At 67.4% G+C, this 25,931-nt stretch carries 28 protein-coding genes and 4 tRNA genes; 14 read left to right on the forward strand and 18 right to left on the reverse strand.

Annotation, left to right across the window (positions count from 1 at the left end):
- Positions 1–87: 87 nt before the first annotated feature.
- From FGL98_RS05685 to FGL98_RS25260, 3 genes are all read right to left on the reverse strand, one after another.
- A complete protein-coding gene (locus FGL98_RS05685) occupies positions 88–1,299 on the reverse strand; it encodes an RNA polymerase sigma factor (protein WP_222432029.1) in 1,212 nt (403 codons plus the stop codon).
- Positions 1,296–1,985, reverse strand: a complete 690-nt coding sequence (locus FGL98_RS26200) for a YciI family protein (RefSeq protein WP_246136387.1) — start codon at positions 1,983–1,985, stop codon at positions 1,296–1,298. Before FGL98_RS26200 ends, FGL98_RS05685 begins: the two co-directional genes overlap by 4 nt.
- A 239-nt stretch (positions 1,986–2,224) precedes the next feature.
- Positions 2,225–2,674, reverse strand: coding sequence for an LLM class flavin-dependent oxidoreductase (locus FGL98_RS25260; protein ID WP_186525996.1), 450 nt, complete (start codon positions 2,672–2,674; stop codon positions 2,225–2,227).
- Here FGL98_RS25260 and FGL98_RS25265 point away from each other — a divergent pair.
- Positions 2,641–2,717, forward strand: a tRNA-Trp gene (locus FGL98_RS25265). The two genes, FGL98_RS25260 and FGL98_RS25265, sit on opposite strands and share 34 nt — an antisense overlap.
- Positions 2,718–3,117: 400 nt before the next feature.
- Here FGL98_RS25265 and FGL98_RS05705 read toward each other — a convergent pair.
- Together FGL98_RS05705 and FGL98_RS27055 are read right to left on the reverse strand one after the other, a co-directional pair.
- Positions 3,118–4,110 carry a glycosyltransferase family 2 protein gene (locus FGL98_RS05705; protein ID WP_146315759.1) on the reverse strand — a complete coding sequence of 331 codons (993 nt, stop codon included), beginning with the start codon at positions 4,108–4,110 and terminating at the stop codon, positions 3,118–3,120.
- The gene (locus FGL98_RS27055) at positions 4,055–4,549 is read right to left on the reverse strand and encodes a putative quinol monooxygenase (protein WP_146315760.1); all 495 of its coding nucleotides are present in this window, start codon (positions 4,547–4,549) and stop codon (positions 4,055–4,057) included. Before FGL98_RS27055 ends, FGL98_RS05705 begins: the two co-directional genes overlap by 56 nt.
- On the opposite strand from FGL98_RS27055, the gene FGL98_RS05715 reads away from it, so the two are divergent.
- Entirely contained in the window at positions 4,460–5,413 is a 954-nt protein-coding gene (locus FGL98_RS05715; RefSeq protein WP_186525999.1) for a glycosyltransferase family 2 protein, read from the forward strand. The genes FGL98_RS27055 and FGL98_RS05715 overlap by 90 nt on opposite strands.
- Here FGL98_RS05715 and folE read toward each other — a convergent pair.
- Positions 5,404–6,048 (reverse strand): GTP cyclohydrolase I FolE, encoded by a 645-nt coding sequence (gene folE / locus FGL98_RS05720; protein ID WP_146315762.1) that lies wholly within the window; start codon positions 6,046–6,048, stop codon positions 5,404–5,406. The genes FGL98_RS05715 and folE overlap by 10 nt on opposite strands.
- A gap of 114 nt (positions 6,049–6,162) precedes the next feature.
- On the opposite strand from folE, the gene FGL98_RS05725 reads away from it, so the two are divergent.
- A complete protein-coding gene (locus FGL98_RS05725) occupies positions 6,163–6,858 on the forward strand; it encodes a helix-turn-helix transcriptional regulator (RefSeq protein WP_146315763.1) in 696 nt (231 codons plus the stop codon).
- A 16-nt stretch (positions 6,859–6,874) separates the two neighbouring features.
- Here the strand turns inward: FGL98_RS05725 and FGL98_RS05730 are convergent, their stop codons facing one another.
- Positions 6,875–7,960, reverse strand: coding sequence for a PrsW family intramembrane metalloprotease (locus tag FGL98_RS05730; protein ID WP_186526000.1), 1,086 nt, complete (start codon positions 7,958–7,960; stop codon positions 6,875–6,877).
- A gap of 183 nt (positions 7,961–8,143) precedes the next feature.
- Between FGL98_RS05730 and orn the strand changes: the two genes are divergently transcribed.
- Together orn and FGL98_RS05740 are read left to right on the forward strand one after the other, a co-directional pair.
- A complete protein-coding gene (orn, locus tag FGL98_RS05735) occupies positions 8,144–8,737 on the forward strand; it encodes an oligoribonuclease (RefSeq protein ID WP_146315800.1) in 594 nt (197 codons plus the stop codon).
- 67 nt (positions 8,738–8,804) lie between these two features.
- Positions 8,805–8,880 (forward strand) — tRNA-His (locus FGL98_RS05740).
- Between the two features lie 202 nt (positions 8,881–9,082).
- Here FGL98_RS05740 and FGL98_RS05745 read toward each other — a convergent pair.
- On the reverse strand, positions 9,083–10,708 hold the full coding sequence (locus tag FGL98_RS05745; protein ID WP_186526001.1) for a YihY/virulence factor BrkB family protein: 1,626 nt from the start codon (positions 10,706–10,708) through the stop codon (positions 9,083–9,085).
- Positions 10,709–10,881: 173 nt separating this feature from the next.
- On the opposite strand from FGL98_RS05745, the gene FGL98_RS05750 reads away from it, so the two are divergent.
- The 3 genes from FGL98_RS05750 (at position 10,882) to FGL98_RS05760 (ending at position 13,311) form a co-directional block, all read left to right on the forward strand.
- A tRNA-Lys gene (locus FGL98_RS05750) sits at positions 10,882–10,957 on the forward strand.
- A 118-nt stretch (positions 10,958–11,075) separates the two neighbouring features.
- Positions 11,076–12,113 (forward strand): L-threonine 3-dehydrogenase, encoded by a 1,038-nt coding sequence (tdh, locus tag FGL98_RS05755; RefSeq protein WP_146315766.1) that lies wholly within the window; start codon positions 11,076–11,078, stop codon positions 12,111–12,113.
- A 10-nt stretch (positions 12,114–12,123) separates the two neighbouring features.
- Positions 12,124–13,311, forward strand: a complete 1,188-nt coding sequence (locus tag FGL98_RS05760) for a glycine C-acetyltransferase (protein WP_146315767.1) — start codon at positions 12,124–12,126, stop codon at positions 13,309–13,311.
- A 136-nt stretch (positions 13,312–13,447) separates the two neighbouring features.
- On the opposite strand, the gene FGL98_RS05765 is transcribed toward FGL98_RS05760, so the two are convergent.
- Together FGL98_RS05765 and FGL98_RS05770 are read right to left on the reverse strand one after the other, a co-directional pair.
- Positions 13,448–13,744, reverse strand: a complete 297-nt coding sequence (locus FGL98_RS05765) for a GroES family chaperonin (protein ID WP_146315801.1) — start codon at positions 13,742–13,744, stop codon at positions 13,448–13,450.
- 51 nt (positions 13,745–13,795) lie between these two features.
- Positions 13,796–14,083, reverse strand: coding sequence for a DUF3618 domain-containing protein (locus FGL98_RS05770; protein WP_146315768.1), 288 nt, complete (start codon positions 14,081–14,083; stop codon positions 13,796–13,798).
- A 72-nt stretch (positions 14,084–14,155) separates the two neighbouring features.
- On the opposite strand from FGL98_RS05770, the gene bcp reads away from it, so the two are divergent.
- From bcp to FGL98_RS05785, 3 genes are all read left to right on the forward strand, one after another.
- Complete coding sequence (gene bcp, locus FGL98_RS05775; protein WP_146315769.1) at positions 14,156–14,623, forward strand: thioredoxin-dependent thiol peroxidase; 468 nt, start codon at positions 14,156–14,158, stop codon at positions 14,621–14,623.
- A 46-nt stretch (positions 14,624–14,669) separates the two neighbouring features.
- Positions 14,670–14,751 (forward strand) — tRNA-Leu (locus FGL98_RS05780).
- Between the two features lie 2 nt (positions 14,752–14,753).
- Positions 14,754–15,083, forward strand: a complete 330-nt coding sequence (locus FGL98_RS05785; RefSeq protein ID WP_146315770.1) for an antibiotic biosynthesis monooxygenase family protein — start codon at positions 14,754–14,756, stop codon at positions 15,081–15,083.
- A 34-nt stretch (positions 15,084–15,117) separates the two neighbouring features.
- Here FGL98_RS05785 and FGL98_RS05790 read toward each other — a convergent pair whose 3' ends face one another.
- Both FGL98_RS05790 and FGL98_RS05795 read right to left on the reverse strand, forming a co-directional pair.
- On the reverse strand, positions 15,118–15,693 hold the full coding sequence (locus tag FGL98_RS05790) for a GNAT family N-acetyltransferase (protein ID WP_146315771.1): 576 nt from the start codon (positions 15,691–15,693) through the stop codon (positions 15,118–15,120).
- Between the two features lie 52 nt (positions 15,694–15,745).
- Positions 15,746–16,270, reverse strand: coding sequence for a MarR family winged helix-turn-helix transcriptional regulator (locus FGL98_RS05795; RefSeq protein ID WP_146315772.1), 525 nt, complete (start codon positions 16,268–16,270; stop codon positions 15,746–15,748).
- A 103-nt stretch (positions 16,271–16,373) separates the two neighbouring features.
- On the opposite strand from FGL98_RS05795, the gene FGL98_RS05800 reads away from it, so the two are divergent.
- Positions 16,374–17,090: a Pr6Pr family membrane protein gene (locus FGL98_RS05800; RefSeq protein ID WP_146315773.1), complete on the forward strand. Its 717-nt coding sequence runs from the start codon at positions 16,374–16,376 to the stop codon at positions 17,088–17,090.
- Here FGL98_RS05800 and FGL98_RS05805 read toward each other — a convergent pair.
- From FGL98_RS05805 to rph, 3 genes are read right to left on the reverse strand one after another with little or no spacing between them, the layout of a single operon-like run.
- The gene (locus FGL98_RS05805; RefSeq protein ID WP_246136388.1) at positions 17,071–18,681 is read right to left on the reverse strand and encodes a molybdopterin-dependent oxidoreductase; all 1,611 of its coding nucleotides are present in this window, start codon (positions 18,679–18,681) and stop codon (positions 17,071–17,073) included. The two genes, FGL98_RS05800 and FGL98_RS05805, sit on opposite strands and share 20 nt — an antisense overlap.
- Positions 18,678–19,283 carry an RdgB/HAM1 family non-canonical purine NTP pyrophosphatase gene (gene rdgB, locus FGL98_RS05810; protein ID WP_146315774.1) on the reverse strand — a complete coding sequence of 202 codons (606 nt, stop codon included), beginning with the start codon at positions 19,281–19,283 and terminating at the stop codon, positions 18,678–18,680. The genes FGL98_RS05805 and rdgB overlap by 4 nt, the downstream gene beginning before the upstream one ends.
- On the reverse strand, positions 19,280–20,059 hold the full coding sequence (rph, locus tag FGL98_RS05815) for a ribonuclease PH (RefSeq protein ID WP_146315775.1): 780 nt from the start codon (positions 20,057–20,059) through the stop codon (positions 19,280–19,282). Before rph ends, rdgB begins: the two co-directional genes overlap by 4 nt.
- 751 nt (positions 20,060–20,810) lie before the next feature.
- Between rph and FGL98_RS26900 the strand changes: the two genes are divergently transcribed.
- Entirely contained in the window at positions 20,811–21,026 is a 216-nt protein-coding gene (locus FGL98_RS26900) for a hypothetical protein (RefSeq protein ID WP_425460983.1), read from the forward strand.
- 339 nt (positions 21,027–21,365) lie between these two features.
- Here the strand turns inward: FGL98_RS26900 and FGL98_RS05825 are convergent, their stop codons facing one another.
- Positions 21,366–22,007, reverse strand: a complete 642-nt coding sequence (locus FGL98_RS05825) for a winged helix-turn-helix transcriptional regulator (RefSeq protein WP_146315776.1) — start codon at positions 22,005–22,007, stop codon at positions 21,366–21,368.
- A 137-nt stretch (positions 22,008–22,144) separates the two neighbouring features.
- Between FGL98_RS05825 and FGL98_RS05830 the strand changes: the two genes are divergently transcribed.
- The gene (locus FGL98_RS05830; protein WP_146315777.1) at positions 22,145–22,804 is read left to right on the forward strand and encodes an alpha/beta fold hydrolase; all 660 of its coding nucleotides are present in this window, start codon (positions 22,145–22,147) and stop codon (positions 22,802–22,804) included.
- Positions 22,805–23,333: 529 nt separating this feature from the next.
- Here the strand turns inward: FGL98_RS05830 and mptB are convergent.
- Together mptB and FGL98_RS25280 are read right to left on the reverse strand one after the other, a co-directional pair.
- Positions 23,334–24,833, reverse strand: coding sequence for a polyprenol phosphomannose-dependent alpha 1,6 mannosyltransferase MptB (gene mptB / locus FGL98_RS05835; protein WP_146315778.1), 1,500 nt, complete (start codon positions 24,831–24,833; stop codon positions 23,334–23,336).
- Positions 24,834–25,223: 390 nt separating this feature from the next.
- On the reverse strand, positions 25,224–25,373 hold the full coding sequence (locus tag FGL98_RS25280) for a hypothetical protein (protein ID WP_186526002.1): 150 nt from the start codon (positions 25,371–25,373) through the stop codon (positions 25,224–25,226).
- Positions 25,374–25,931: the final 558 nt, after the last annotated feature.

Here is a 25,931-nt window from a genome sequence, read left to right on the forward strand (position 1 = left end):
CCATCGCCTACTTGCCATCCTTCCGGGGTGAGCCGGTCAGTGACATGCGCGACTCCGTAGGCGCGGTCAAGCTCCCGCAGCCCGGGCTTACTGTGGCCCGTTCCTCAACTCGCCGCGGCGTCGGACGAGCAGTCGTCTCTCGGGGCCGGTGGGAGCGAGTGCGATGGCCTGGTCCAGTGCGGTGATGGCCTCCTGGACCCGGCCGAGCCGGGCGAGGAAGTCGGCTCGGGTGGCGGGGTAGAGGTGGTAGCCGGACAGGCTGTCGGTGAGCGGCTCGATGTGGGCCAACGCGGCGGCTGGTCCATCCACCATCGAGATGGCCACCGCCTGGTTGAGTTGTGTCACCGGGGTGGCGGGCAGTAGCCCGTACAGCGCCGCGACGCCGGCCCAGTCGGTCGCCTCTGGGGTTGCCGCCGAGTCGTGCTCGAGCGCGATCCGGGCCTGGGCCTGGTAGGCGCCAACGGGTCGGCCGTCGAGCCCCGCCAGGAGGGTCGCGCCCTCGGTGATCTGCGCCCGGTCCCATCGTGTGCGGTCCTGTTCGGCAAGACGCACCACTTCTCCATCGCGCATCCGGGCGGCGCGACGGGCGTCGGTGAGCAACATGAGTGCCAGCAGGCCGGTCACCTCGTCGTCGGGCAGCAGCCGGTGAAGCAGACGCGCCAGCCGGACCGCCTCCGCGGTGATGTCCGTCCGCACCAGCGAGTCGCCCGAGGACGCCGCGTAGCCCTCGTTGAACATCAGGTAGAGCACCGCCAGAACTCCGTTCAGCCGCTCGGGCAGCAACTGCGGCGGAGGCACGCGGTAGGGGATCCGGCCGTCCCGGACCTTCGCCCGGGCCCGGACCAGCCGCTTCTCCATGGTCGGCCCGGTCACGAGGAACGCCCGCCCGATCTCGGCGCTGGTCAGTCCGCACAGGGTGCGTAGGGTCAGTGCCACCCTGGCCGGCATCGGCAGGGCCGGATGGCAGCACGTGAAGATCAGCCGGAGCCTCTCGTCGGGGAACCCATCCGGCCCCGCCACCTCGTCGGTTGGCGTCGCCTCCAAGATCGCCAGCTTCGCCAACTCGGTGGTACGGCGGCGCAGTCGGTCCCGCACCCGGTTGCGAGCGACCGTGGTCAGCCACGCCAGCGGTCGCTCCGGTGGGCCATCTCGCCGCCAGGCGACGACGGCTGCCTCGAAGGCGTCCGCAGCACCCTCCTCGGCCAGGTCGAAGTCGCCACACCAGCCGATCAGGCCGGCGACCAGCCGCCCCCACTGCGCGTGGAATACGGGGGCGACCGGGTCGGACTGCTCACTCACCCGGCGGGGATCGGCCTCAGGTCGAGCACCGGGGCACCGTGCCGGGCGGCGATCCCGATGGCTTCGTCCAGGTCGGCGCACTCAAGCATGTCGTAGCCGCCGATTTGCTCCTTGGTCTCCGCGAACGGCCCGTCCGTCACCGTGACAGTGCCGTCGACGTTGCGGACGGTGCGGGCCAGCGACGGTGGCTGCAGCTGCCACCCGTGCAGCCTGCGAGGGCCGGCCTCCTCGATCCATCCGTTGATCGGGTCGTCGGCATCGGTCGCGCGGGTCTCGCGGATCTCACCCTCACCGGTTTGGTCCCAGCAGACGAACATCAGATAGCGCTGCGTCCCCGGTTTCTGCTCGGATGATGCGGGCGTCGGCATACCCGGCGCAAGCGGACGCACCTCAACGTCGCCCGCGGGGTGGGCGCCTGCTACCGCGATCGCCTCGTCGAGATCCCTGGCCTCGATCAGGTCAAAGCCGGCGATCTGCTCCTTGGTCTCCGCGAAAGGGCCGTCCAGCACCGTCACGGTGCCGTCCTGATTCCGCACGGTGGTCGAGGTTTCCGGGCCGCGCAGCGGGCCGCCGTCAAGCAGCACCCCGCGGGTGTCCATCTCCTCCAGCCACGACCTCAACGGCTCCTGGTCGACCGGGCACGGGTCTCCTACCTGGTCGGCCAGGTACATCAGCATGAACTTCATCTTCTCCTCCAGCTCTCACCGCACGACCTACCGTAGGCCGTCACACCCAGGGGACGAACGGAATCTGCCCACCAGGACAGCTCCAGCTCGGCGTCGCTTCCGGCTCAGGTCTCGGTGCAGGATGCCGGCGGCTAGCTGCGTTCTCCTCGTTGGGGTGGTCAGGCAGTCAATGCAGACGTCTCCCCGCTTCGCTGTGTGCCCCACCATCGTCCCGCACGGGGCACAAAGTCGGGCCCGGCTCACCGAGTAGCGTCGCGCACCGGGCCGATGACGTCCTGGGCGAAGCGGGTTGCCAGGTCGAGCGTCGCCTGCCCGGACCGGTCGGTGATGGTGGTGGTGAACCCGCCCGCGTCGTAGTCGGTCACCGCTGTGACGAGTTCATCGACCCACTGGCGTGCCGACCCTCCGATCCAACGGCCATCCTCGTCACGGGTGCGAGCGAGATCGCGGCTGGTGAGGGTGGCGGAGATGTTGTAGCAGGTGCCGACCTCGGCCGGGTCACGGCCGGCCCGGAGGGCAGCGTCGTCGATCACTGCCCGGGCTTCGCGCACCGCCGCGGATCGCCAGTCGTCACCGTATTGCGGGATCCACCCGTCGGCGAGCCGACCGGTGATCCGCAGCGCTCTCGGCCCGCCGGCGCCGGTCCAGACCGGCGGGGGTGGTTGCGCAGCCGGTAGCGCGCCGTCCACGCGGTAGTGCCGGCCAGTGAATCGGACCGGCTCGATCCCGCCACCGGTGAGGGCGTGCACGAGGCGGATCGCCTCCTCGAGCGCGTCGACCGCCTGCCCCGGGGTGAGTATTGGCCCACCAAAGGCGGCTGCGCGGTCGAGGTCGCCGCCCGCGCCGAGCCCGAGCACGACGCGTCCGTCACAGAGCGCGGACAGGGTCGACACGATGCGCGCGAGGACCGGGGCCGGACGTAGCGGCAAGTTGGTCACCCCGACATAGCCAAGGACTCGAGTGGTGCGGGCCAGCGCGACGGTCAGTGCCGTGTACGCCTCGAACAGGTCGACGTCATACGGGTCGTCCATCACCGCAACCAGGTCATAACCGTGCTCCTCGGCCGCCGTGGCCCAGGCCACCAGATCCGCGGACGCAGCATTCAGCCACAGCCCGAACAATGGTGGGGATGTCACCGGAGGCCCGCCTGGCCGGAGACCCCGTGCCGTGTGTGCGGCGGTTCGGTGTCGAACAGGCCACGCACGCCGCCCGCCCAGAATGCAGCCTGACGAAGCCAGGTCACTCGGGCACGCCGGGAGCCGAACAGCGCGGGTGTCCGCGCCATCAACGGCAGCGCCGCGGTGATCAGTCGCCACCACGGTGAGACGGCGGTGTCCCGGGCGCGCAGGAAAACCGTGTTGCCGCGCCCGTAGCGGTAGGCCTGACCGGCCGCCGCCGACGCGGTGACCCGGTCCCGGTAGTAGACGACGGCGTCGGTGCAGCGCTCCAGCCGAAAGCCCGCCCGCTGCAGCTGCCAGGACAGCTCAACGTCCTCAGCCGCGAAGGCCAGCGATTCGTCGAAGCCGTCGACGGAATCGAACGCGGCCCGGGACACCCCGAGGTTGCAGGCCTCGGCGAAGCCGTTCCCGTCAGTGTCATTCGACGGGCGGGATGGGTGGATGGCTGGACGCCAGCGTCGCACCGGGTACGGGTAGAGCGTGTCGTGATCGTTGACCCCCGCGATGAACTGTGCGCCGGTCCGTCGCGCGCAGGCGTAGAGCGCTGCGGCCCAGCCGGGCGCCACCACATCGTCGGCGTCGCAGAACGCGAAGAAATCACCGCTAGCAGCCGCTGCTCCAACGTTACGGGCGTGCGCCGCGCCCCGCCGGCCGGATGCGTCCACCACTCGGATTCGCCGATCTTGCAGGGCCACGTGCACCGCCACATCGTGGGTCCGGTCGGTCGACCCGTTGTCGGCAACGACGATCTCACGAACCACTGCGGCGTCCTGGCTCATCAGTGCAGCGAGCTGCTCGGGCAGGAACGACTGCGCGTTGTACGCCGGGACAATGACGCTGACCGGCGGAGCGGAGTCCGCGGGAGCCGCCCGTCGCTGTCCAGCCGCGGGGCTACTCGTCGCAGGCCACCACTGGGTAATGCACGGATTGCGGCCGGCCCACCGCATACGGTGAGACTGCGCCGTGAGCCAGTCGCTCGTGCCAGTTGAGGAAGGCTCGAACAGCGGACTCCGACTCCCATCGTGAGATCACGAGCACGGTTCGTGGGTCGCCTGGCGCGGTGCACACCTGGGCGGACAGACACCCCGAAGCCTGTCGAGCGGCCCGCACGTTGTCCGCTGCCGCAGCAAGCAGCGCTGCCGTCTGGCCGGGCCTGGCACAAAATGTGCTGACCCGCACAAGGCCTGCGCACCGGTCCATCTCACCCCTCGCTTCCGAGCCCGGTTCCACCCTACGACCCGGACAATCGGGGCGGGTGAGCCGAGGGCAATCGCCCCAAACCGTAGAATGGGAGGTGTGAGCAGGCCACGCGCCCTCGAAGCGCACTCGGAATCGGATCTCCCGATGCAGCGGCCACATCGTGCGTTGCGCCCGGCCGCCGTCCATTGTTCCAGCCAGCCCGCTCGGCCCCTGGTCAGCGTGTTGACCCCCACCAGATTGCTCCCGCAGCGCATCGACTTCCTGCAGCAGCTACACACCGACTTGTGTGCCTCCGAGGTGGACTGGGAGTGGATTGTCGCGGTGGACGGCGAACACGACCGACGCGTACCACCCGCTCTCCTCGCCGACGAGCGGGTGCACAGCTTTCAGATCGGGCAACCCGTCGGCACCGCAAGCGCACGCAACCTTGCACTGGGCATGGCGCGCGGTGTATACGTGACCTCGGCCGACGATGACGACCACCTACCGATCGGATCGCTGGAGTGCCGTCTGACCGCCGCGGCGGCGAACGGGGTGGGCTGGGTTGCGGGCCGTCTGGCCCACCTGCGTGACGGCGAGGTCGTCGTGTATGCCTCACCTGTGCCCGCCGGCCCCAGCCCTGCCGGCAGTGTCTGGCGGGCATGGGCCTGCCCATGCCTCGACTTCCCCATCGGCCCGACGACGATGCTGATCGAAGCCGGATTGCTTCGCAGCGTCGGCGGGTGGCAGGGACTACCGCAGGCAGAGGACCTCGGCATGGTCCTGGCAGTGACCGGCCGTGCTGCCGGCATGATGCTCGACCAGGTGGTGTACACCTACCGCGCGCACCCCGAGCAGATGACCACGCAGGTCGGCTTCGCCGACCTCGAACCGCTGGTTCGTCACATCACCTACGAACGCGGCCGACTGCTCAGCGCGGCGAGCTGGACGGGTCAACCCACCTCCTGGCCGGTCCAGCGCACGATGGTCCGCCTCGAGGTGGACCACGTCGACGCGCACGAGACGAACAAGGATCTGAATCGATCCGACGAACCTGCTCGTCAGCTGTAGATCCCGCTGCGCGCGAGGAACTCGTGGCGCGCATCCTTGTCATCGTGCAGGCTTCCCCGGGTGGCTGAGGTAACCGTATGCGCACCCGTCGCGCGCACGCCCCGCAGCGACATGCACAGGTGCTCCGCCTCGATGACCACACCCACGCCCTGAGGTGCGAGATTGTCCTGCAGCCAGTCGGCGACCTGCTCGGTCAGACGCTCCTGCACCTGCAGGTCACGGGCAAACAGCTCAACCACTCGGGCGAGCTTGGACAGCCCGAGGATCCGCTCCCCCGGCACATAACCCACGTGCGCGACACCCTGGAACGGCAGCAGGTGGTGCTCGCACAGCGACTGCACCGGAATGTCCTTGACGAGCACGAGCTCGGAGTATGCCTCGTCGTTGGGGAAGGTCGTCAGCGCGAACTTCCGCGGCGTGAGCAGTTCGGCGTAGGACTGCGCCACCCTTCGGGGCGTGTCTTGTAGGTGCGCCGACGACGGGTCCCTGCCGAGCGCCACCAGCAGGTCGGACACGGCCCGCGCCGCGGCGGGCAGGTCGACCGCGTCGCGGTCATGGACCACTTCGAGATGGCGTCCGGACGGGGCCCGCCGTTGACCGTCGAGGTCCACCTCGCTCAGCTCGTTCAGGCTCATCCTCGTCCTCCTGGAAAGTGATGTTCGGCACCCGGTGACCTCTAAAGTCAACGCAAGACAAATTTAGAAGGGTTCGCGGTTTTCGTCAACTCTGATCTGTTTTAGAATGTTGGTATGCGTGAACCTCAGCTCAGTCAGGTTGCGGCCCTCGCCGTGCTCGACGAGCCGACCCGACGACGGCTCTATGAGCACGTCATCCGGCAGGTCGATCCGGTCAGCCGGGACGAGGTGGCCGGTGAGCTCGGCGTGGCGCGGGCGACCGTCGCGTTCCACCTCGACAAGCTGGTCGACGAGGGTCTGCTCGACGTCAGCTACGCACGGCGCACCGGGCGCAGCGGCCCGGGCGCCGGCCGGCCGGCGAAGCTCTATCGCCGATCGAAGCGGGATCTGGCCGTGTCGTTGCCCGAGCGACGCTACGACCTGGTGGGCCGGTTGCTCGCCAGTGCGATCGAGGAGTCCGAGCGCACCGGACAGTCCGCACGCGGCCTCCTGGCACAGCAGGCCTACGACGCCGGCGTGCAGCTCGGCGAGGGAGCAGGCCCGGACCAGAATTCTGCGGCCGAGCCGGGCCGCCTCTTGCGCGTGCTCGAGGAGCACGGGTTCGAGCCGCGCCGGGACGGCGCCGATCTGCTGCTGGGCAACTGCCCGTTCCATGTCCTGGCGCAGACGCACACCGACCTGGTATGCGGCATGAACCTCGACCTCATGTGCGGACTTCTCCGCGGTCTCGGCGACACCGGGATGCACGCCCGCCTCGACCCGGCACCGGATCGATGCTGCGTGCGACTGGCGGCCGACCCGCCGACCTGACCCGCTCGACTCCGGCTCACATCGGCCAGCGGTAGAGCGCCGTGCCGACGAACGGCCTGCGCAGGCGCGCGATGTGCGCGAGCAGCCGCTGCTCCTCCTGCAGCACGACCGCGTCGCCCTGACCTCGCTCGATCCGTGCTCGCAGCATGGCCAGCTCGCTCGCCGAGTCCTGCAGGTCATGCATCTGCCGCTGGCCGTCCCTGCCACCATGAGCGTTCGCCCACGCCCGGGCATACCGCCGCGCCTCCATCGAGCACAGCATCCCGACCTCGGGGTCGCTCAGCCAGCCGGCGACGACGTAGGCGTGCAGATGCTCGGCGAGCGCGCGAGCCTCGTGCCGCCGGGCGAGCACGATCGTCGTCAGGAACGCGATGAAGAGCGGCACCTGCAGCCCGACGTAGAAGACGAGCCAGCCGCGTTCGGACAGCACCGCCCCGGCATTCCAGAGCGAGTGCAGCGCGACTGCGCACAACCAGCCCAGCAGCACGGCTCCGACGCGATGCGTCCACCGTCGGTGAGTCGCTGCGATGCCGATCCCGACGCCGGTGCACACGGTGAACATCGGGTGCGCGAAGGGCGACATCACGACCCGCACCAGCGCGGTCGACAGCAGCCCGTGCTCACCCGAGCTCGCATAGCCGTTGGCCAGGTAGAGCACGTCTTCGACCGCCGCGAACCCGGCCGCGCACAGCCCGGCATACACGATGCCGTCGACGATGCCGTCGACCTCGCGGCGGCGGAACCACAAGAGCAGCAACGGGCCCAGCCCCTTCAGGGTCTCCTCCACCACCGGTGCCGTGACGAGTGCGATCAGCGAGTTACTCGAACCTCGGCCCAGATCGTGGGCAATGACGTCGTTGAGGGTCGCGGCGGCGAGAGTGGCGACGCAGGCTCCCCACCCGAAGGCAAACAGCAGCATGCCGACCGGCTCGCGCTCGTAACGGTCCAGCCAGAGGAACAGCGGCACGACGATCCCGAGCACGACCACCGACAGCGCGACCCCCAGGATCGTCGCGGCGACGCCGGCGTGCGAACCGATCATCTCCAGCACCGCGGCGCCCGAGAACCCGAAGAGCACCGTCAGCGCGCTGATCAGCAGCACCCGTCTCAGCCGCCGTCGCCGTCCTGCCCGGTGGGGCATCGGGCCCGCCGGACCCGGCGGATCGGGACGTGGTGATAGACCAGTTCCCGATGTCATGAGCCAGAGGATAAGCGATCCCCATATGGTGTTGGGGTGAGCGACAACAAGCAGCACTCCGACCGCATCGTGTGGATCGACTGTGAGATGACCGGCCTCGACCTGCAGCGTGACGCTCTGGTCGAGGTGGCGGCCCTGGTCACGGACTTCGATCTGAACCAGCTGGGCGATGGCGTCGACGTCATCATCAAGCCACCGCAGACCGGCCTGGACCACATGGACGACTTCGTGCGCAACATGCACACCAAGAGCGGTCTCCTGGAGGAGCTCGACTCCGGTCTGACGATGGCGCAGGCGCAAGAGCAGGTGCTCAGCTATGTGCGTGAGCACGCACCGGATGCCGGGCGCTGGCCGCTCGGTGGCAACACCGTCGCCACCGACCGCGGGTTCCTCGAGCGGGACATGCCCGAGCTCGAAGGGCACCTGCACTACCGGATCATCGACGTGTCGTCCGTGAAGGAGCTGGCCCGTCGCTGGTTCCCCCGGGCCTACTTCAACGCCCCGGCCAAGAACGGCGGCCACCGCGCACTCGCCGACATCCGCGAGTCGATCGCGGAGCTGCGCTACTACCGGGAGGCCGTCTTCGTGGCGCCACCCGGCCCCGACAGCTCACAGGCCCGCAAGATTGCGGCAAAGTACGAGGGCGCCGCGACCGCAGTCAACCCCACCTCCGGAACCTGATTTCGACAGTCACGCCCAACCGGGTACAGTGGTCCGCGCTGCCTCCCGTTGGGAGGCCGCCGCCATGGTGGGTGTAGCTCAGCTGGTAGAGCATCGCGTTGTGGTCGCGAGGGTCGCGGGTTCAAGTCCCGTCACTCACCCCATGAAAAGTCCCCGGCCTTCTCGAAGGCCGGGGACTTTTTCGTATGCTGTGCTGCGGAAGTCAGGTGCGTGCCAGTTGAGAAGTACGGCCGAGAGGTCCACATACGCAGCGAGCGGCATACCAATTTGGTATGCCGCTCGCTGCGCAAGCATGCCGCTCGGCAATATGGGTACTGATTGAGTCAGTAGACACTCAACGAACTGCTACTCGCCGCGCTTGTGCTCGGCAAACCAGGCGAGCCGACGCTGGGTCTTGTCCATCTCCACCTGGGTGCGCGCCTCGCTGGGCATCGGCGGCTTCTTCTCCTTGACCTTCTTCGGCTTCGGGGGCTCCGGCGGCTGTGCCGCAGCCTTGGCGCGCTGCTCCGCCTGATCGGCGTCATAGGACGCCCTGCGTGCGCGCTGCTCCGCCTCGAGACGCTCGCGCGCCGGCGTCTGCCGTGGTGCGTACTTTGCCCGCGTCTCCTCGATACTCGCGCGGTGCTGCGGGTAGGTCACGGCAGCCTCCCGGGCCTTGCGCTCCGCCTTGACCTGCTTGAGGGCGTCGTTGAACTTCTTCTTCTTCTTGGCTTCCTGGCGCTCCAGCCGGTCGCGCACCTTGCGCTCGGCCTTGGCCTCCGCGAGGGCCTTGTCCCGACGCTCGACGCGGTCCCGCGAGATCTGCGCGCGCGTCTCCTGCATGTCTTGCTGCTTGGTCGTGCCCATCGCCTTCTTGTCCTTTCGGTTGCCGCCTGCACCGTTCCCAGTGTCCCGGTTGCCCCGCGTGGCCAGTGCTCCGCCCCCGGCGGCACCTGCAGCCACTGTCTCACCCATGCGCAGCGCGGTCGCCTCCTTGAGCAGCTTCTTCTGCTTGTCCTCCTTCTTCTCCAGGCCGGACTCGTCTCGCGCCGGCAGCAGCACGATTCGCTCGGCCTCAAAACCCGCACGCAGCTGCCTGGTGCGGATCAGCTCGGCGTCCAGCTCGGCACCGAAGAGCATGGCCAGGTTGGTGATCCACAACCACAGCAGAAAGAGAATCACGTAGGCGAACGCGCCATACGTCTTCTGGTAACCGGATCCGTGAGTGAACCCGACATAGAGCACCAGCGCGATCGAACCGACCACCCAGACGATGAATGCGGTGAGAGCACCCCAGCTGAAGATGTTCCGTTTCATCTTGCGCACGTTCGGGGTTGCCCAGTAGAGCATCCCGATGATGAACACCACGATGAACGCCACCACCGGCCATTTCGCCAGGTCCCAGATCTGCACTGCCTCGGTACCAAGACCGATCTGTTTGCCGATCTCCCGCGCGACGCTGCCGCTGGTCACCAGCGCCACGATCACGATCACGATCAGCACGATCTCGATGGCCGTCACCAGGAGCAGCGTCGGCCGAAGCTTCCAGACGGGACGGCCCTCGCCGATGTCATAGATCTTGTTCAGGGCCCGACTGAACCCACCGACATACCCGGAAGCGGACCACAGGGCACCGAGAATACCGACGGCCAGCGCGATTCCCCCGCCTCCCTGGGACTGCGCATGGTTGATGAAGTCGGTGACCTGGCTGAAGTCGGAGGGTTGCTTGCCCAGGACACCCGCGAGGATCGCCACCAGCTTCTTGGTGGTCCGGGCCCCGTTGCCGAAGATGTTGAGCAACGACAGGACGGCAATGAGCCCGGGGAAGATCGACTGGACGGAGAAGTACGTCAGCGCGGCGGCCTTGTCCGTGCACTGGTCCTGAGAGAATTTGGCGCCCGCACGCTTGAGCGCGACCTTCCACGAAGGCTTGGCCTTCGCCTCCGGCAGCTCCTCCGGCCGCTCGATATCCGGATCGGTCAAGAGGGTCATCGCGTTTCCTTCGATCGGGAACATCGGTCACGTCTCATCACGCAACCTAGCGACTCCCGGGGTGCGAGAGCGCGTCGCGGGCTTGCCCAATGTGGCTGACGGGTCGACGGGCACTACGGCGGTAGGCTCGATTTCATGACCGGGCGAGTGGGCTGATACAGTCCTACCTCGTTGCGCCATTAGCTCAATTGGCAGAGCAGCTGACTCTTAATCAGCGGGTTCCAGGTTCAAGTCCTGGATGGCGCACCAGTCCCAGGCCAAAGCCTGGCAAGCGTGCGACCCTTCAGCGCAGGGGCCGCACGCTTTTGTCTGTGGCCATGGTCACCCGCTCACCTGGTCAGACGACCCGGAGGGCAGACTAGGGCGGGTGCGAGCACTAGCGAAGACAAGTCCCCAAAAAGGCCTCGAGCTGATCGACGTCCCGGAGCCCTCACCCGGGCCGACCGACGTCAAGATCCGGGTGCTGCGTGCCGGCCTGTGCGGCACGGACCTGCATCTGGAGCAGTGGGACGACTGGGCGGCCGGCACCGTAAGGCCCCCCCTGGTCATCGGCCACGAGTTCTTCGGCGAGGTGGTCGAGGTGGGCCCGGCCGTGAACAGTGTCCGCGTCGGGCAGCGGGTCTCCGGCGAGGGGCACGTCGTCTGCAACGAGTGCCGCAACTGTCGCGCCGGGCGGCGCCAGCTGTGCATCAACACCAGCAGCGTCGGCGTGAACCGCGACGGAGCCTTCGCCGACTACGTCGTCATACCGGCATCCAACGTGTGGGTCCAGCCGGACGACCTGGACCCCGATGTCGGCGCGGTCTTCGACCCGCTGGGCAACGCCACGCATACGACGCTGTCCTTCCCCATCGCCGGCGAGGACATCCTGGTGACCGGCGCCGGTCCCATCGGCATCATGGCCGCGGCAATCGCCAAGCACGTCGGTGCCCGCAAGGTCGTGGTCACCGACGTGAGTGAATACCGCCTGTCCCTCGCGAAGGCGGCCGGTGCCGACCAGGTGATCAACGTGACGAGCTCCCGGATCCGGGAGGCACAGGACGCGCTCGGCATGCGCGAGGGATTCGACATCGGCCTGGAGATGTCCGGCAACCCCAGCGCGGTCAGCGAGATGATCGAGAACATGAACCACGGCGGCCGCATCGCGATGCTCGGCCTGCCCAAGGATCCCTACCCGATCGACTGGGGCCGGGTGATCACCCACATGCTGACGATCAAGGGTATCTACGGACGCGAGATGTACGACACGTGGTACGCGATGAGCGCCATGCTGCAGACCTCGCCGGCGCTGGAGGAGGCAGTGCGCTCGACGATCACCCACCGCTTCCCCGCGGAGCAGTGGCAGGACGCGTTCAACGCCGCGCGCTCGGGCGAGTGCGGCAAAGTGGTCATGGACTGGAGCTGAGGAGACACCTATGTATGCCATCAAGGACGCCCTGCGCGCGACCCTGCGGGAGATCGATGACGCCGGTCTGACCAAGCACGAGCGCGAGCTCACCTCGCCTCAGTCGGCCCACGTGACCACCGAGTCCGCCGCCGCGCTGAACTTCTGCGCGAACAACTACCTCGGCCTCGCCGACCACCCCGACGTCATCACTGCGGCGCGGGATGCATTGCAGGAGTGGGGCTTCGGTATGGCGAGTGTCAGGTTCATCTGTGGCACCCAGTCCCAGCACCGAGACCTCGAGCGCCAGATCGCGCAGTTCGTGGGCACTGAGGACTCGATCCTCTTCTCCTCCTGCTTCGACGCGAACGGCGGGATCTTCGAGGCGCTGTTCGGAGCCGGTGACGCGATCATCTCCGACGAGCTGAACCACGCCTCGCTGATCGACGGCATCCGGCTGTCGAAGGCCGCCCGGCTGCGATACAAGAACGCCGACATGGCCGATCTGCGCGGTCAGCTCGAGGCGGCGCGGGGGGACGGCGCCGACCGCCTCGTGATCGTGACCGACGGCGTCTTCTCCATGGACGGCTACTACGCGCCGCTGGATGCGATCTGCGACCTGGCCGACGAGTTCAACGCGATGGTGATGGTCGACGACTCGCACGCCGTGGGATTCGTCGGCGAAGGTGGACGCGGCACCCATGAGCTCAAGGGCGTGCTGGGGCGCGTCGACATCCTGACCGGAACGCTCGGCAAGGCACTCGGCGGAGCGTCCGGTGGCTATGTCGCCGCGCACCAGGAGATCGTCGACCTGCTGCGCCAGCGCGCCCGCCCCTACCTCTTCTCCAATGCGGTGGCGCCGTCGGTCGTGGCAGGGTCCAGCAAGGCCATCGAGCTTGCGGCTACCTCGAACGACGGCCGGCGGCAGCTGCGAGCCAACTCGGCGCTCTTTCGCGAGCTGATGACGCAGCAGGGTTTCGAGCTGCTGCCCGGAAGTCACCCGATCACCCCGGTGATGTTCCCCGGTGCGGACGGCGCGCGCGTGGCGGCCCAGATGGCCGACGCGATGCTGGCGCGCGGCGTCTACGTGATCGCGTTCTCCTTCCCGGTGGTGCCGAAGGGCAAGGCACGCATCCGGGTGCAGCTGTCGGCAGCGCACAGCGAAGACGACGTGCGGGCCTGCGTGCAGGCCTTCGTGGACGCCCGCGCCGAGATTTAGCAGCGCGGTGTTGGGCAGAAGTCGCGCTATGGCGGCGGCATTCGCCAACACCGATCTTCGCCCTCGATGCGATGTTGGCCGATTCTGCCGTCATCACGGCAGAATCGGCCAACATCGGCAGCCCCGGCGAGGCTAGTCAGAGATAGAGGCCCGTGGACCCGCCCTCGACACGTTGTGCAGCGACGGCATGCAGGTCACGCTCCCGCAAGAGGATGTACCCGGTGGTCTGCAGCTCGACCTCGGCGCGATCCTCGGGATCGAAGAGCACGCGGTCACCGAGCTCGACCTGGCGCACGTGCGGGCCTACGGCAACGACCTTCGCCCAGGAGAGCCGCTTGCCGACGCTCGCCGTGGCGGGGATGACGATGCCACCCCCGGAGCGGCGTTCACCGCTCTCCTCGTCGAGCTGCACGAGCACGCGGTCATGCAGCATCCGGATCGGGAGGCTGGCAGCACTCTTTCCGTCAGCCACGTAGGCCGCTCGTCAGCTGCGCACGCGGCGCAGGAGACCGAGAACGAGCAGGACGCCACCGAGGCCACCCGCGATCTTGCCCACCTTGGCGTTGTCGACATCCCCCTCAGGAGTGCGAGTCATGTCGTTGGCCCGCAACTTGGCCGACTCCACCTGACGCTTGGCGATCTCCTTCGGCTGCGCACGGAAGGCGAGCTCGTCGATCGTTCCCGCCAGCCGTTCGCGGCTGGCAGCGAGGTCGGCCTCGACCTGCTTTGCCGTTGGTGGCTTGGGCTTCTTGGCTTTGGCCTTGTCAGCCATGCTGTCTCCTTCGTCGTCGGACTCGTCTGAGACGATAACGCAGATCACCATCGCATCTACGAGAGGACACTGATGCCACGTCTCGAAGCCGGCCAGGCCGCCCCCAGTTTTACGCTCACCTCCGACCAGGGAAAGGACGTCGCACTGGCAGACTATGCCGGCCGCCACCTGGTGATCTTCTTCTATCCCGCGGCGATGACGCCGGGCTGCACCACCGAGGCCTGCGACTTCCGCGACTCCCTCGCCCCACTGGTGAAGGCCGGCTACGACGTCATCGGGATCAGCCCCGACAAGCCCGAGAAGCTGGCACAGTTCGTCGAGAAGGAGTCGCTCACCTACCCGCTGCTGTCCGACGCGGACAAGAGCGTCCTCGAGGCCTACGGCGCCTACGGCGAGAAGACGCTCTACGGCAAGAAGGTCATTGGAGTCATCCGATCGACGATGGTCGTCGACCCCGACGGGAAGATCGAGCTGGCCCGCTACAACGTCAAGGCCACCGGCCACGTCGCCTCGCTGACCAAGGCCCTCAAGCTCGCCTGAGGGCCCGCGGGCAGCTGTGCAGGCAACTGGATAGGATTCCTGGCACGCGGAAGTGGTGGAATAGGCAGACACGCAGGTTTTAGGTACCTGTGCCCTCGGGCGTGCGGGTTCAAGTCCCGCCTTCCGCACAATGAGGACCCAACATGTCAGTGTCATTGAGCAGGTGATCCTGCCGGTGCGCCCGGGCGAAGAAGCCGAGTTCGAGCGAGCGTTCGGCCACGCTCAGGCGATCATCCGCCGGCAGCATGGCTTTCGCAGCCTACGGCTTGCCCGCTGCCTTGAGCGGTCGAGCGACTACCTGCTCGTTGTGGAATGGGAGCACCTGGAGGACCACACCGTGGGGTTCCGGGAGTCAGCGGACTACCAGCAGTGGCGCGCGCTACTACATCCCTTCTACGAGCCGGTGCCGACGGTGCTGCACTTCTCCGACGTCATCACCATCGCTCCTGCAGACGGGTGACCCCCGGTCGCGCATGATGACGGACACTGCTGCGTCAGATGTCGAGGTGCCCGCCAACGCTGGACCGCCAGGCGCCGAGCGGGCTGCCCGGAACGTCCTCCTCGGTGACTGCTTCACCGCAGATCCGCAGACCTCGCGCCTGGTAGTTCGCCAGCGCAGCGGGACCGTCGAGCGAGCAGGTGTGGACCCAGACCCGCCGCACGACGCCGATCTCGTGGCGCTCGTGCAGCGTCCACGCCGCCGCGATGCCCTGCTCGAGCAGCGCAGCGCCGAGGCCCCGGCCGATCGCCGACTCCACCAGTCCGAAGTAACGAATCTCCGCGTGGGAGCTCTCCTCGATGCCCGCAGGCTGGATCTGGATGAATCCCAGCGGCACACCGTCGCCGTAGGCAACCAGAAACTCGGTGCCGATCGCCGCGATCTCCGACTCCCACGCCTGTCGGGTCCACGGCAGGCGGTCGATCCAGAACCATGGCCCGCCGACCAGCCCGTAGAGGAAGCGCGCATACTCCGGCGTCATCCCTCCGGCTCGCTCGATGCGGGTGCCGGGCGACAGCTCACGCACAACGCCATGCGGCGGTTGAAGCATCTCAAGCGTCCAGGTGGTCACGCGCACTCTTCGATGGTGTCACAGGCGAGCTCGCCCCCACGGCGTCGGCTCGTCAGTCCTCCGCGGGCTCCTTCTCATCGCCCTGCGGGATGTCACCCAGCCCGACCAGCAGCTTGCGCAGCAGCTCGGCCAGCTGCTTCTGCTCTCCATCGCTCAGGCTCTCCATCAGCTTGATCTCATGAGCGACGTGACTGTCGATCACCTCGTTGATCAGCTCACGGCCGCGGCGGGTGAGCACCACCACGATGATCCGCCGGTTGTCCGGGTCCAGCTCACGCTTGACCAGCCCCTTGTCGACCATTCGGTCGATGCGGTTGGTGATCGCACCCGACGTCACCATCGTCAGCTCGCCGATCACACCCGGCGTCAGCTTGTACGGGCTGCCGGACCGGCGCAAGGTAGCCAGCACGTCGAACTCACCGGGCAGCAGGTCGAAACCGGCGAAGTTCTCCCGGATCGACTTGTCCAGCAGCGACGAGGCCCGCGACATTCGCCCGATGACACCCATGGGAGTCGAGTCCAGCTCGGGGCGGACATCGGCCCACTGCTCTCTGATCTGGTCGACGGTGTCGTGCACGAAGGCTCCTCGGGCTGCGGCTGCTGGTGACCGGACCGTATCAACACCGCGCGAGAACGGAGACCTCCAACGGACCGACTACGCGCAATGGTGACCTTTGCTCGTGGGTATCAGCCTAAACTCAGCCCATGCACACCGCCGCACGTCACCGGGCCTGATGCGCTTCGCCCGCGCCTGGCACGGCCTGGTCACCGCGGTCGCAGCCTTCGCGATCGTCTTCCAGCTCATCCTGGTCATCCGTGGATCCGACGTCCTGACATCCGCTGAACCACCGGGCTCCGGCGAGCGGCTGATCCGGTTCTTCAGCTATTTCACCATCCTGAGCAACCTCCTGGTCCTCTACACCTCCGCCACCCTCACCGCGAATCCTTCACGCTCGGGCCGGGTGTGGAATGTGCTGCGCCTGGATGCCATAACCGGGATCGTCGTCACCGGCGTGGTCCACTGGTTCTTCTTGCGACCTCTTCTCCGGCTCAGCGGCGGGCCGCTCGTCGCGGACAAGCTCCTGCATGTGGTCGTGCCGGTCCTGGCCGTCGTCGGCTGGCTGGTGTTCGGGCCGAGGCTGCGGATCGGATGGGGCACGGTGCTCCCATCGCTCATCTATCCACTGGCCTGGATCGCCTACACACTGCTGCGCGGGGCCGCCACCGGCTGGTACCCGTACCCGTTCGTCAACGTGCGGACGCACGGCTACGGCGTGGTGACCGTGAACTGTATCGGTATCGCCGCACTGCTGCTCGCGATCTCGGTGCTGCTCCTGCATGCCGACCGATGGCTGGTCCGCGCCGGCCTCGCCAGGGTCAGCCGACAGTCACCGTGATGGTGTCGTAGCCGCTCGAACCGTTCGGAGCGGGCGCTGCCTGCACCGACGTCTGCACTGCACCGGTGTCGTCAGTGGCGCGCACCGCGATGGTGTGCTGGCCCTTGGTCGCGGGCCACTCGTAGACCCACTGGCGCCACGCGTCGATGCTCGCATCGGTCCCGAGCCGCGCGGTCTGCCACGGGCCGTTGTCAATGCGGACCTGGACCGCCTTGACCCCCCGGTGCTGCGCCCAGGCCACACCGGCAACCGCCACCTTCCCGTTGGCGCCGGGCTTGACCTGGGTGCCGTTTTGGGGCACATCGATGCGTGACGAGGTCTTGACCGGGCCCATCTGCGACCACCCGCGCGGCGTCCAGTAGCCCTGGTCCTTCGCATACGTGGTGACCTTCAGCTCGGTGACCCATTTCGTCGCACTGACATAGCCATACAGGCCAGGCACGACGATCCGCGCCGGGAACCCGTGCTCGGGCGGCAGGGCCTGACCGTCCATCGCGACGGCGACGAGGGCGTTGCGGTTATCGGTGAGCGCGCTCAGCGGAGTGCCCGCGGTCCAGCCGTCCGCGCTGGTCGACAGCACCATGTCCGCGCCCGGCTTCACCCCGGCCTCCGCGAGCAGCTCCCGCACCGGCCAGCCCGTCCAGATCGTGTTGCCGTTGAGGCTGCCGCCGACCTCGTTCGACACACACATCAGGGTGATCATCGCGTCCTGCATCGGCTTGGTCTGCAGCGTGGGCCAGTCGACCTCCACCTCGTGCTCGACCATGCCCGTCACCCGCAGCCGCCACGTGTCCGGGTTCACCTGGGGCACCACCAGAGCCGTGTCTATGCGGTAGAACTCGTCGCTCGGGACGATGAACGGCGTCACCCCGGGCACACCGACCGACGCGCCTGCGGGGACCGTGACCGGGCGCGGCACCTTGGGCACCACGAATGCCGCTCGCGCCTGCTGCACCGCACGCGCCGACCCGCTGATCGCGCGCCCCGCCGTGGTCATCAGCGCGCCGACCACGACCGCACCCAGCGCGGCGCCCAGCACGCGTCGGCGATCGACCATTGCGCGGGCCACCGGCTCCGTGTTGCCGGGTTCGTCCGTGTGGCGGCTCTGGCCGGCGGGCTCCGTCAGCAGTCGGCGTCGCCAGATGGACAGCGTCCACAAGCCGACCAGCGCGCCCAGCAGCAGCGGCACCAGGTCCACGCCAGAGGCGTGCGGCCTGGAGATCACCGCGGCACCCGCGACCGCTACGAGGACGACGAAGAGCACCAGGGCAGCCATCACCCGGCGCACCAACAGCACCCCGATCAGCATGCTGAGCACCAGCAGCACCACGGCGATGCCTGCCAGCAGAATCTGCTTGTCGTGCGTCCCGAAGTTGTTGACGGCGAAGTTCTTCAGCCATGGTGGTGTGCGATCGATGAACGCACCCCCGACGGCGAGCACCGGCGAGGGTGTACCGCTGCTCCAGCCGGCGCGCTGCATCAGGCCGGCGAGCAGCTCGGCCACCCCGATCGTGATCGCTCCCGCAGCGACTCCCCCTGGCAGCCCGCGCGTCAGCAGCCGGCCCCCTTCGCCACGGGACGATCCGGTCATGTCAGCACACCTGCCAGATCCGGCCCCAGCGCGCGAAGCGCCTGACCCCGGTGTGAGATCGCGTTCTTCTCGTCGTTCGTCAGCTGAGCCAGCGTGCGGCCGCCGGGCAGCTGAAAAATCGGGTCGTAACCGAACCCGTTGTCACCGCGCGCCCGACGCGTCAGCGTCCCGGCCAGCTCCCCGGAATGGACGCGAGTGCTGCCGTCGGGCATGGCCAGAGCGACGCAACAGATGAAGCGGGCGCTCAGCCGCTCGGCGGCCACGTCGGCGGTCTGCGCGAGCAGCAGGTCGATGTTCGCCTGGTCCGCACCGTGCCGCCCCGACCACCGGGCGCTGAATACACCCGGACAACCCCCGAGCACGTCCACCGCCAGGCCCGAGTCGTCGGCGACCGCCGGCAGCCCGGTGCCAGAGGACACCGCCCGCGCCTTGAGCAGCGCGTTCTCCTCGAACGTCACACCGGTCTCCACCACATCGTCCACATCAGGGAATTCGGAGACGGAGACGATCTGGATGTCTGACAACCGAGACTCCTGCGCAACCAGCTGCTGCATCTCGCGCAGCTTGCCGGTGTTGCGGGTCGCCAGCACCAACGTGGTCATGTCAGACGCTCACGCGCCGGCGCGTCGAGCGCCTGCTGCTGCAGGCTGGTCAGGTCGACGATCCCGTGGGCCGCAAGGTCGAGCAGCGCGTTCAGCTCGTCGCGGTCGAACGGGGCGCCCTCGGCGGTGCCCTGCACCTCGACGAATCCGCCCGCGCCGGTCATCACGACGTTCATGTCGGTCTCCGCCGTCGAGTCCTCCGGGTAGTCCAGGTCGAGGACCGGGCGTCCACCGACGATGCCGACGCTGACGGCGGCGATCGATCCGGTGAGCGGCTGGGCCTTCGGAGCGATGAGCTTCCTGGAGCGCGCATCCTCGATCGCGTCCACGAGTGCGACGTAGGCGCCGGTGATGGAGGCGGTGCGAGTGCCGCCATCGGCCTGGAGCACGTCGCAGTCGAGGATGATGGTGTTCTCGCCCAGCGCCTTGGTGTCGATCACGGCGCGCAGGCTGCGGCCGATCAGGCGAGAGATCTCATGGGTGCGGCCGCCGACCTTGCCCTTGCGGGACTCCCGGCCGGAGCGGGTGTTGGTCGCGCGCGGCAGCATCTCGTACTCCGCCGTGACCCAGCCGGTGCCCTGGCCCTTCAGCCAGCGCGGCACCCCCTCGGTGAACGAGGCGGCGCACAGTACACGGGTGCGGCCGAACTCCACCAGCACGCTTCCCTCGGCGTGGTCGAGCCAGCCTCGGGTAATGTGCACCTCGCGGAGCTGGTCGGGGGTGCGGCTGTCATGTCGAGCAAGGGTGCCTCCCGCTTGCGGGGCATCAGTTGTCATAGCACCAGCGTAGATCGCTGCGCTCAACTTCGACCCACCGCTCGGCGGTGGGCCGAACCTGCCTGCCTGGCTGTCGAGATGCAGCCCAGTTTGGATGCGGCGCGCGGCGCAGATCACGCCCGGCCGACTACCTGGAGTCGACGACTGGTCGGTCTGTTTGACTCGTATGTGGTCACCGGCCGGGTGGAGTTGGCGGCCCGCAAGCGTTGGTTCCGATGGTTGCGAGGCGGCGCAGTCGCCGGGACCGCAGATAACCGACTTGCTCGAACCGCTCGACTTCCGACCGAGCCGCACCGCTCACCCGCCAGGCGTCCCGGAGGCAGACCTGTGGGGTGCGAAACTGCCCGATGCGTTGTGCACATACAGACGCGAGGACGGCCCGAGCCGCCCCACAAGCCGAACCACCAGCGGCGACGGTCACGGCCGGAGTGGAACTCCGACCTCACATTTCGCGGGATCGTCACGCACGGTTTTCGAAGGACCATGAGTTGCGTTCGAGCATTCCGCTGCCGTCAAAGTTCTGGTGTTCCGGCCTGTCCTCGTACCGCTGGAGGCTGCGCTCGGGTTCCTCCTCGCCATCGGCGCGACCTTCGGGCACTGGTCGCCGTGTTCCAGTGGGGGTGGCTGGCCGGCCTGTTCGGGGTCTCGCAGACCGGCCCGATCGTCAGCTTCCTGCCGATCATCATGAACGGCTGTCTTCTCCGGCTTCATCTTCGGCGACAACGCCCAAATCAAGTCGGTCGGCTTCGCTCTGGCCTTCGGCGTCCTGGTCGATGTGCTCGTCGTGCGCATGGCCATCGTCCCGGCAGTAATGCCGCTGCTCGGGCACTCGGCCTGGTGGCTGCCGCGTTGGCTGGCCCGCGTGCTGCCCAATGTGGACGTCGAGGGACAGTCGTTCCATGAGTTCCTCAACGAGAGCAAGGACACAGCGGACGACGACGGCTCGTCATTGGTGACACAGGTGTGACCAGCGCGCCGATCTGCGCTCCGCTCTCGCGCCGATGTACGTGCAGACCGTCTGCGACGAGACGTTCGTTACCGTCGCCGAAGCCCATGTCGCATGACGATCGCCTTGTGACATGCTCGCTCCCTCATCGCGGCCGCGCTGATGGCCGCCGAACCGACCTATGGCCATACACGACCTGCAGGTCCTTTGCAGGTGACGGCCTGGTGGTCGACTCACATGCTCGACCGAGTCCATCGAGGCAGACTCGTCGCCGGTGACGACTCGCTTGCGGTGAGCCATTCGGAGCGTCTAGCCGGCGCCTTCTGGTTGGCGTGAGTGTTGACGGCGACGCTCGGTTGGTTAGGTCGGTACGCAGAAGATCCGGGGAAACTCGTGGGCCGCGTCGTCATCGCCGGTGATGATGAGTCGGCCCTGGCTTTGGGCATGGCTGACGGTCTCGCGCCCAAACGCGACGGCGCGCAGGGTATGGGCATCGGTGGTCAGGTGCGTTGGGCCGACACTGCCTTCGTCGCGTTGGATATCGATCGCCTGGTCGATGACAGTAAGACGGAAGTTCTGCCGGTCGACGGTGATGCCCAGGGTGATCTCCAGGCCGCAGTCGGTGTCGAACAGGGTCTTCAGCGCCAACATCAGTGCGTCGACACCCAGGTCTGCCTCGGTGTCGTTAGGCTCACGGCTTCCCCATCGCCCGAGTTCGACCAGTACCGGCTCGAGGGCACGTCCACGGTCGGTGAGTTCGTAGATGGCGACGTCGGCCGGTGGGGGCAAGATGCCCCGTCGAACGATTCCGTCCCCCTCGAGCTCGTGAAGTCGCTGGGACAAGACGTTCGGGCTGATCCCGTGCAGTCCGGCGCGAATGGCTCCGAAACGCTTCGGCCCGAGCAGGAGTTCACGCACAATGAGGACCGCCCAACGCTCACCGATGACAGCAAGAGCGCGAGCGACTCCACAGGGATCGTCGTAACGACGGATCTTCGCCATGCGTCCAACCGTAGCGCAGTCGGCTTGCATTTCCGTACTTAGCAGTCCTAACCTAGGACGATGCTACCCGAGCAAGAGGATCACACATCGCCGGTGGGCGCTCCGGAGGCTCGGACCCGCGTGCCGGGGCGGATGTCATGAAGTACGTCCTGGTACCCGGAGCCGGAGGCGTCGCCTGGTACTGGAACCGCGTTGTACCACTGCTCAAGTCTGCCGGGCACAAGGCCATCGCTGTCGATCTGCCCGGTGACGACGAGTCGGCCGGGCCGCGGGAATATGCCGACATTGTCGCCTCCGCCGCAGCCGGGGCCGATGATGTCGTGCTCGTCGCGCAGTCCATGGGCGGCTTCACCGCTCCCCTGATCTGCGAACGCATCACCGTCCGCGAACTGGTCCTGGTCAATGCGATGATTCCGCTGCCGGGCGAGTCGGCGGGCCAATGGTGGGGTCATGTCGACTCGGCCACAGCCCAACGCGAGGCCGCCGACATCGGCGGCTACGGCGAGTTCGATACGGCGACATACTTCCTGCACGACCTCCCGGACGATGTCGCGGCCGAGGGCGAGCCGCACCAGCGGGCCGAGGCCGACATCGGCTTCACGCAAACATGTGACTTCACCGCCTGGCCGAGCATCCCGATCCGCGTCCTGGCCGGTGCCGATGACCGATTCTTCCCGGTCGACTTCCAACGTCGGGTGGCCAGGGAACGACTGAGCATCGAGCCCGACGTCCTACCCGGCGGTCACCTGCTCGCGCTGGCCAATCCGGCCGGCGTGGCCACCTACCTCCTCGCCTGACAAGAGGTCCACCTAGGCCGGGCGTCACCAGGTCCGCCGCTGCGGGCTGGGCGCACCCACCCGTGGCTACAACCATTCAGCAGTACATGACCAGTTTCACCAGGCTGCCGACAATTCGACAGCGAACTTGCTCACTTGCGCACTACCCGAGCCCCACCGTGGTCAAGCTGTGGGGGGACACGGGGACACCGGGCACCTGCCACCCGCGGGGCCCGTGACACCCGAACCAGCGGCGCGGCACTGAGAGCCATCGCTGTCCAGCTATTCCTCGTAGTCATCACCGGTGTCCCGAATGCCAACGATCACCGGCGACGAGACGAACGACCGCGGCGTCGACCGGCCGAGTGGTCGCTGCAGGAGTCGTCGCGATGACTCGAAGCCGAGCCGCTCGCACGGGCACTACATTGCGACCCGAGGGAACGATCACGCGCAGTGAGCCGAGACGTGTCGCATGGTGAGAGGCGGCCTCCACCGGTGCCGAGCCGACCCCCTGACCCCGATTCGGGGTCAGGGGGTTGGACCCGTCAGGTCATTGCCGGAGCCGCGCAGTGTCCTTCCGAGGCACGTCAAGTCGTGGAATGACACAGGAGATATCGCCGGCGCGCGGAATCACGCGTCGAGCGATGTGCAACAGGGCCACCGTGCTGGCCAGCGCCAACAGCGCCACGATGGTCGCGGAGACAGGACGATTGCCCAGGTACAGATCGAGCGACCCCGGCAGGCCCTGATCTGCCCAGATGTCCAACTGGGTACCGAGCAGAACTGCGAACGGGGCGAGCCAGACGAGGGATCTGCCGCGAGCGCAAACGGCGAGCAGAACGATTGGTAACAGGTAGTACCAGCCGTGATAGCTGGCCATCGAGACAACCTTGAACACCACGAAGAACACCGTCACCGCCACCAGTCCGTTGACATGGGGCATGCGCGCGGCGACGCGCCGCGCGAGGACCGCACCCACGATCACCGCGACGAAGGACAGCCAGACCGGTGGCGTCCCACGACCGGCCAGCACCGTGAGAAAGCCGACCGGGGTCAGGGGGCTCAGTTTCGGCGTTTCCAGGTTGTGGATCCAACCCCATCCAACACCCGAGCCGGCCGCCGCCAACTCGATGCTCGCCACCCCGATGGCCACACCGCATGCGCCGATCAACACCGTTCGCACCCGCGGGCCCAACTGCGGCGCGGATCGTGCGAGCAGACGGCCGGCAGTCACACACACGAACAAACCCAGAGTCGCCGCGGGTTGGCGAATGGAGGCCGCACACCCCATCGCCACCATCGCGGCGACCTGGGACCACCACCGCGGCACCAGAGCCAACCGCACACCGACCACCACGAAGAAGATCGCCGGAATGTCGATGTGGGCACCACCGATGCCGTGAATCAGCATCAGCGGGTTCAGCAAACCCGCCCACACGGCGTACCGCGGCGAGACGCCGAACGAGCGCGCGATCGAACGCACCAGGGGCACCATCGCGAAGATCGCAGCGACGCAGGTCACCCGGAACGCGGCGATGAACGCCACCGGGTCGTAACCCGTGCTCGCACCGACCCCGTGGAACAGCCACAGTGCCCCCGGGCCGTACGGGGCGTCCGTGCCCCACCAGGACTGCGTGCGCGCGTAGACGGGACTACTGAGCAGTGAACCCACCGGTGTCGTGTACGGATTCAGATGCTGAGCCTGCATCCAACCAGCCTCGACATAGGCGTACACATCCGTGCTGAACAGGGGCGGCATCATCAACATGACCACGGCGAACGCGCCGAGGAGCCAGTACGGCCGGTCCACCAGATACGGCACCCGCGACAGGGACAACCAGGCAGCCACCATCGTGAGGACACCGACGACTAACACCGCCTCGTGCACCGGCGCCTCACCGATGTCCGCATGAAACCACCAGGCAGCATCGGCAATCACGTGCTTGCCACTCATGGACATGGTCGCAAAAAGCGCGAGCAGCACGGTCCCTGCCACCCACAACATCGCCGTCACGACGGTCAGCCGATCGCCGTTCTTCGGAAGCGACATATAAGAGCAGGCTTTCGTCCGGACCGGGGTAGACCGGACAGGTCTACCGCCCGATTCGCCTCATTATCGACCAAACGCGGCCGGATCAGTGCCGTAACCGCCGACCATCTCAGCGGACGTCCTATAGGCCACCAGGAGGGCAACCGCGCCCAGAAGCCTGCGGGCCAGGTCAGCACCCAGCCTGACCAGGACCTGCGCGGCGACATCCTCTCCCCTCGCGGGTCATCACGCGCAGCCCTTTGCCGGCCGCTTCGTAAATGACGCCAGTAGCAAGCCGAGTAGTCCGCCAAAGAGTCGGCGGCGTCCGAGGAGGCAACCCCGAACTCCTCAGGAGACGTCCCCACGCGCCATATGTGGATCACCGGCGTACGGCGATCACGTTTTGGGGCATCAGTGGGTCAGGTTGGCGGATACCCGGGGGTCGGACCGGGCGTAGATGACGGCAATGGCTTCGAGGTCACCTGCGCCGCAGGCACGGGCAAGAGTGTCGAGCAGCTTGTCGTAGGCAGGCCATGTCTTGCGGTCGTAGGCGTCGGTCATGCGACCCCATTCGTCCCAGGGAAGCATCTCGAGCTTGTCGAGCGCGGCGAGGTCTTGACCGCATTGCCGCGGATCTCCGCTGGCCCCCAGTTCTCGGTGCCGTGGACCCCGAAACGCGCCGGGTCGATTTGACCGTCTCGGAACGCCAGCCAGGCTTCACCGCCGGATATGAACTCATCCGCAGTCAGGCGGTCGGGGTGCGTCAAGACTGTGCCCCGAGGATCTCGGCGTCGCTACGAACCCATTCCTCATGGACTGGCACCCAGTACTCGGTGATCCAGTGCTCCACCGCCTGACCCGGCTGGAAGTAGGTCGCGAAGCCACAACGCATTCGGGTCCAGCGCCAGCAAGGCCTACAACAGTGCCGCGGCCGACCGGATCTGGTTCGTTGCGAGTCGCCGGTGATCCTTGTCCCAGCGGTCACCCTCATGCGGCTGTCTGTGATCGACTACTTGTAGGCCGTTTCGGCGGGGTTTACCTGCCGAGTCAGTGGCTGGTTTCCTGCCAAAAGAGCGCTAAGAATCCGGCCAGTCCTGCCCGCTCCTTGTGCACGGGGTA

Source organism: Leekyejoonella antrihumi (assembly GCF_007845645.1).
Lineage (GTDB): Bacteria > Actinomycetota > Actinomycetes > Actinomycetales > Dermatophilaceae > Leekyejoonella > Leekyejoonella antrihumi.

What these genes read in the sequence shown, in the direction of transcription:
- FGL98_RS05760 (WP_146315767.1), top strand. Translation starts at nt 12,124, where the DNA reads ATGTATGCCATCAAGGACGCCCTGCGCGCGACCCTGCGGGAGATCGAT.
- FGL98_RS05765 (WP_146315801.1), bottom strand. Translation starts at nt 13,744, where the DNA reads ATGCTGCATGACCGCGTGCTCGTGCAGCTCGACGAGGAGAGCGGTGAA.
- FGL98_RS05745 (WP_186526001.1), bottom strand. Translation starts at nt 10,708, where the DNA reads ATGACCCTCTTGACCGATCCGGATATCGAGCGGCCGGAGGAGCTGCCG.
- FGL98_RS05770 (WP_146315768.1), bottom strand. Translation starts at nt 14,083, where the DNA reads ATGGCTGACAAGGCCAAAGCCAAGAAGCCCAAGCCACCAACGGCAAAG.
- FGL98_RS05785 (WP_146315770.1), top strand. Translation starts at nt 14,754, where the DNA reads ATGAGGACCCAACATGTCAGTGTCATTGAGCAGGTGATCCTGCCGGTG.
- FGL98_RS27055 (WP_146315760.1), bottom strand. Translation starts at nt 4,549, where the DNA reads ATGGACGGCGGCCGGGCGCAACGCACGATGTGGCCGCTGCATCGGGAG.
- rdgB (WP_146315774.1), bottom strand. Translation starts at nt 19,283, where the DNA reads ATGACCACGTTGGTGCTGGCGACCCGCAACACCGGCAAGCTGCGCGAG.
- orn (WP_146315800.1), top strand. Translation starts at nt 8,144, where the DNA reads ATGACCGGCCTCGACCTGCAGCGTGACGCTCTGGTCGAGGTGGCGGCC.
- FGL98_RS05825 (WP_146315776.1), bottom strand. Translation starts at nt 22,007, where the DNA reads ATGGCGAAGATCCGTCGTTACGACGATCCCTGTGGAGTCGCTCGCGCT.
- folE (WP_146315762.1), bottom strand. Translation starts at nt 6,048, where the DNA reads ATGAGCCTGAACGAGCTGAGCGAGGTGGACCTCGACGGTCAACGGCGG.
- FGL98_RS05830 (WP_146315777.1), top strand. Translation starts at nt 22,145, where the DNA reads ATGAAGTACGTCCTGGTACCCGGAGCCGGAGGCGTCGCCTGGTACTGG.
- FGL98_RS05725 (WP_146315763.1), top strand. Translation starts at nt 6,163, where the DNA reads ATGCGTGAACCTCAGCTCAGTCAGGTTGCGGCCCTCGCCGTGCTCGAC.
- FGL98_RS25280 (WP_186526002.1), bottom strand. Translation starts at nt 25,373, where the DNA reads ATGACCGACGCCTACGACCGCAAGACATGGCCTGCCTACGACAAGCTG.
- bcp (WP_146315769.1), top strand. Translation starts at nt 14,156, where the DNA reads ATGCCACGTCTCGAAGCCGGCCAGGCCGCCCCCAGTTTTACGCTCACC.
- FGL98_RS05805 (WP_246136388.1), bottom strand. Translation starts at nt 18,681, where the DNA reads ATGACCGGATCGTCCCGTGGCGAAGGGGGCCGGCTGCTGACGCGCGGG.
- mptB (WP_146315778.1), bottom strand. Translation starts at nt 24,833, where the DNA reads ATGTCGCTTCCGAAGAACGGCGATCGGCTGACCGTCGTGACGGCGATG.
- FGL98_RS05705 (WP_146315759.1), bottom strand. Translation starts at nt 4,110, where the DNA reads ATGCGGTGGGCCGGCCGCAATCCGTGCATTACCCAGTGGTGGCCTGCG.
- rph (WP_146315775.1), bottom strand. Translation starts at nt 20,059, where the DNA reads ATGACAACTGATGCCCCGCAAGCGGGAGGCACCCTTGCTCGACATGAC.
- FGL98_RS26200 (WP_246136387.1), bottom strand. Translation starts at nt 1,985, where the DNA reads ATGAAGTTCATGCTGATGTACCTGGCCGACCAGGTAGGAGACCCGTGC.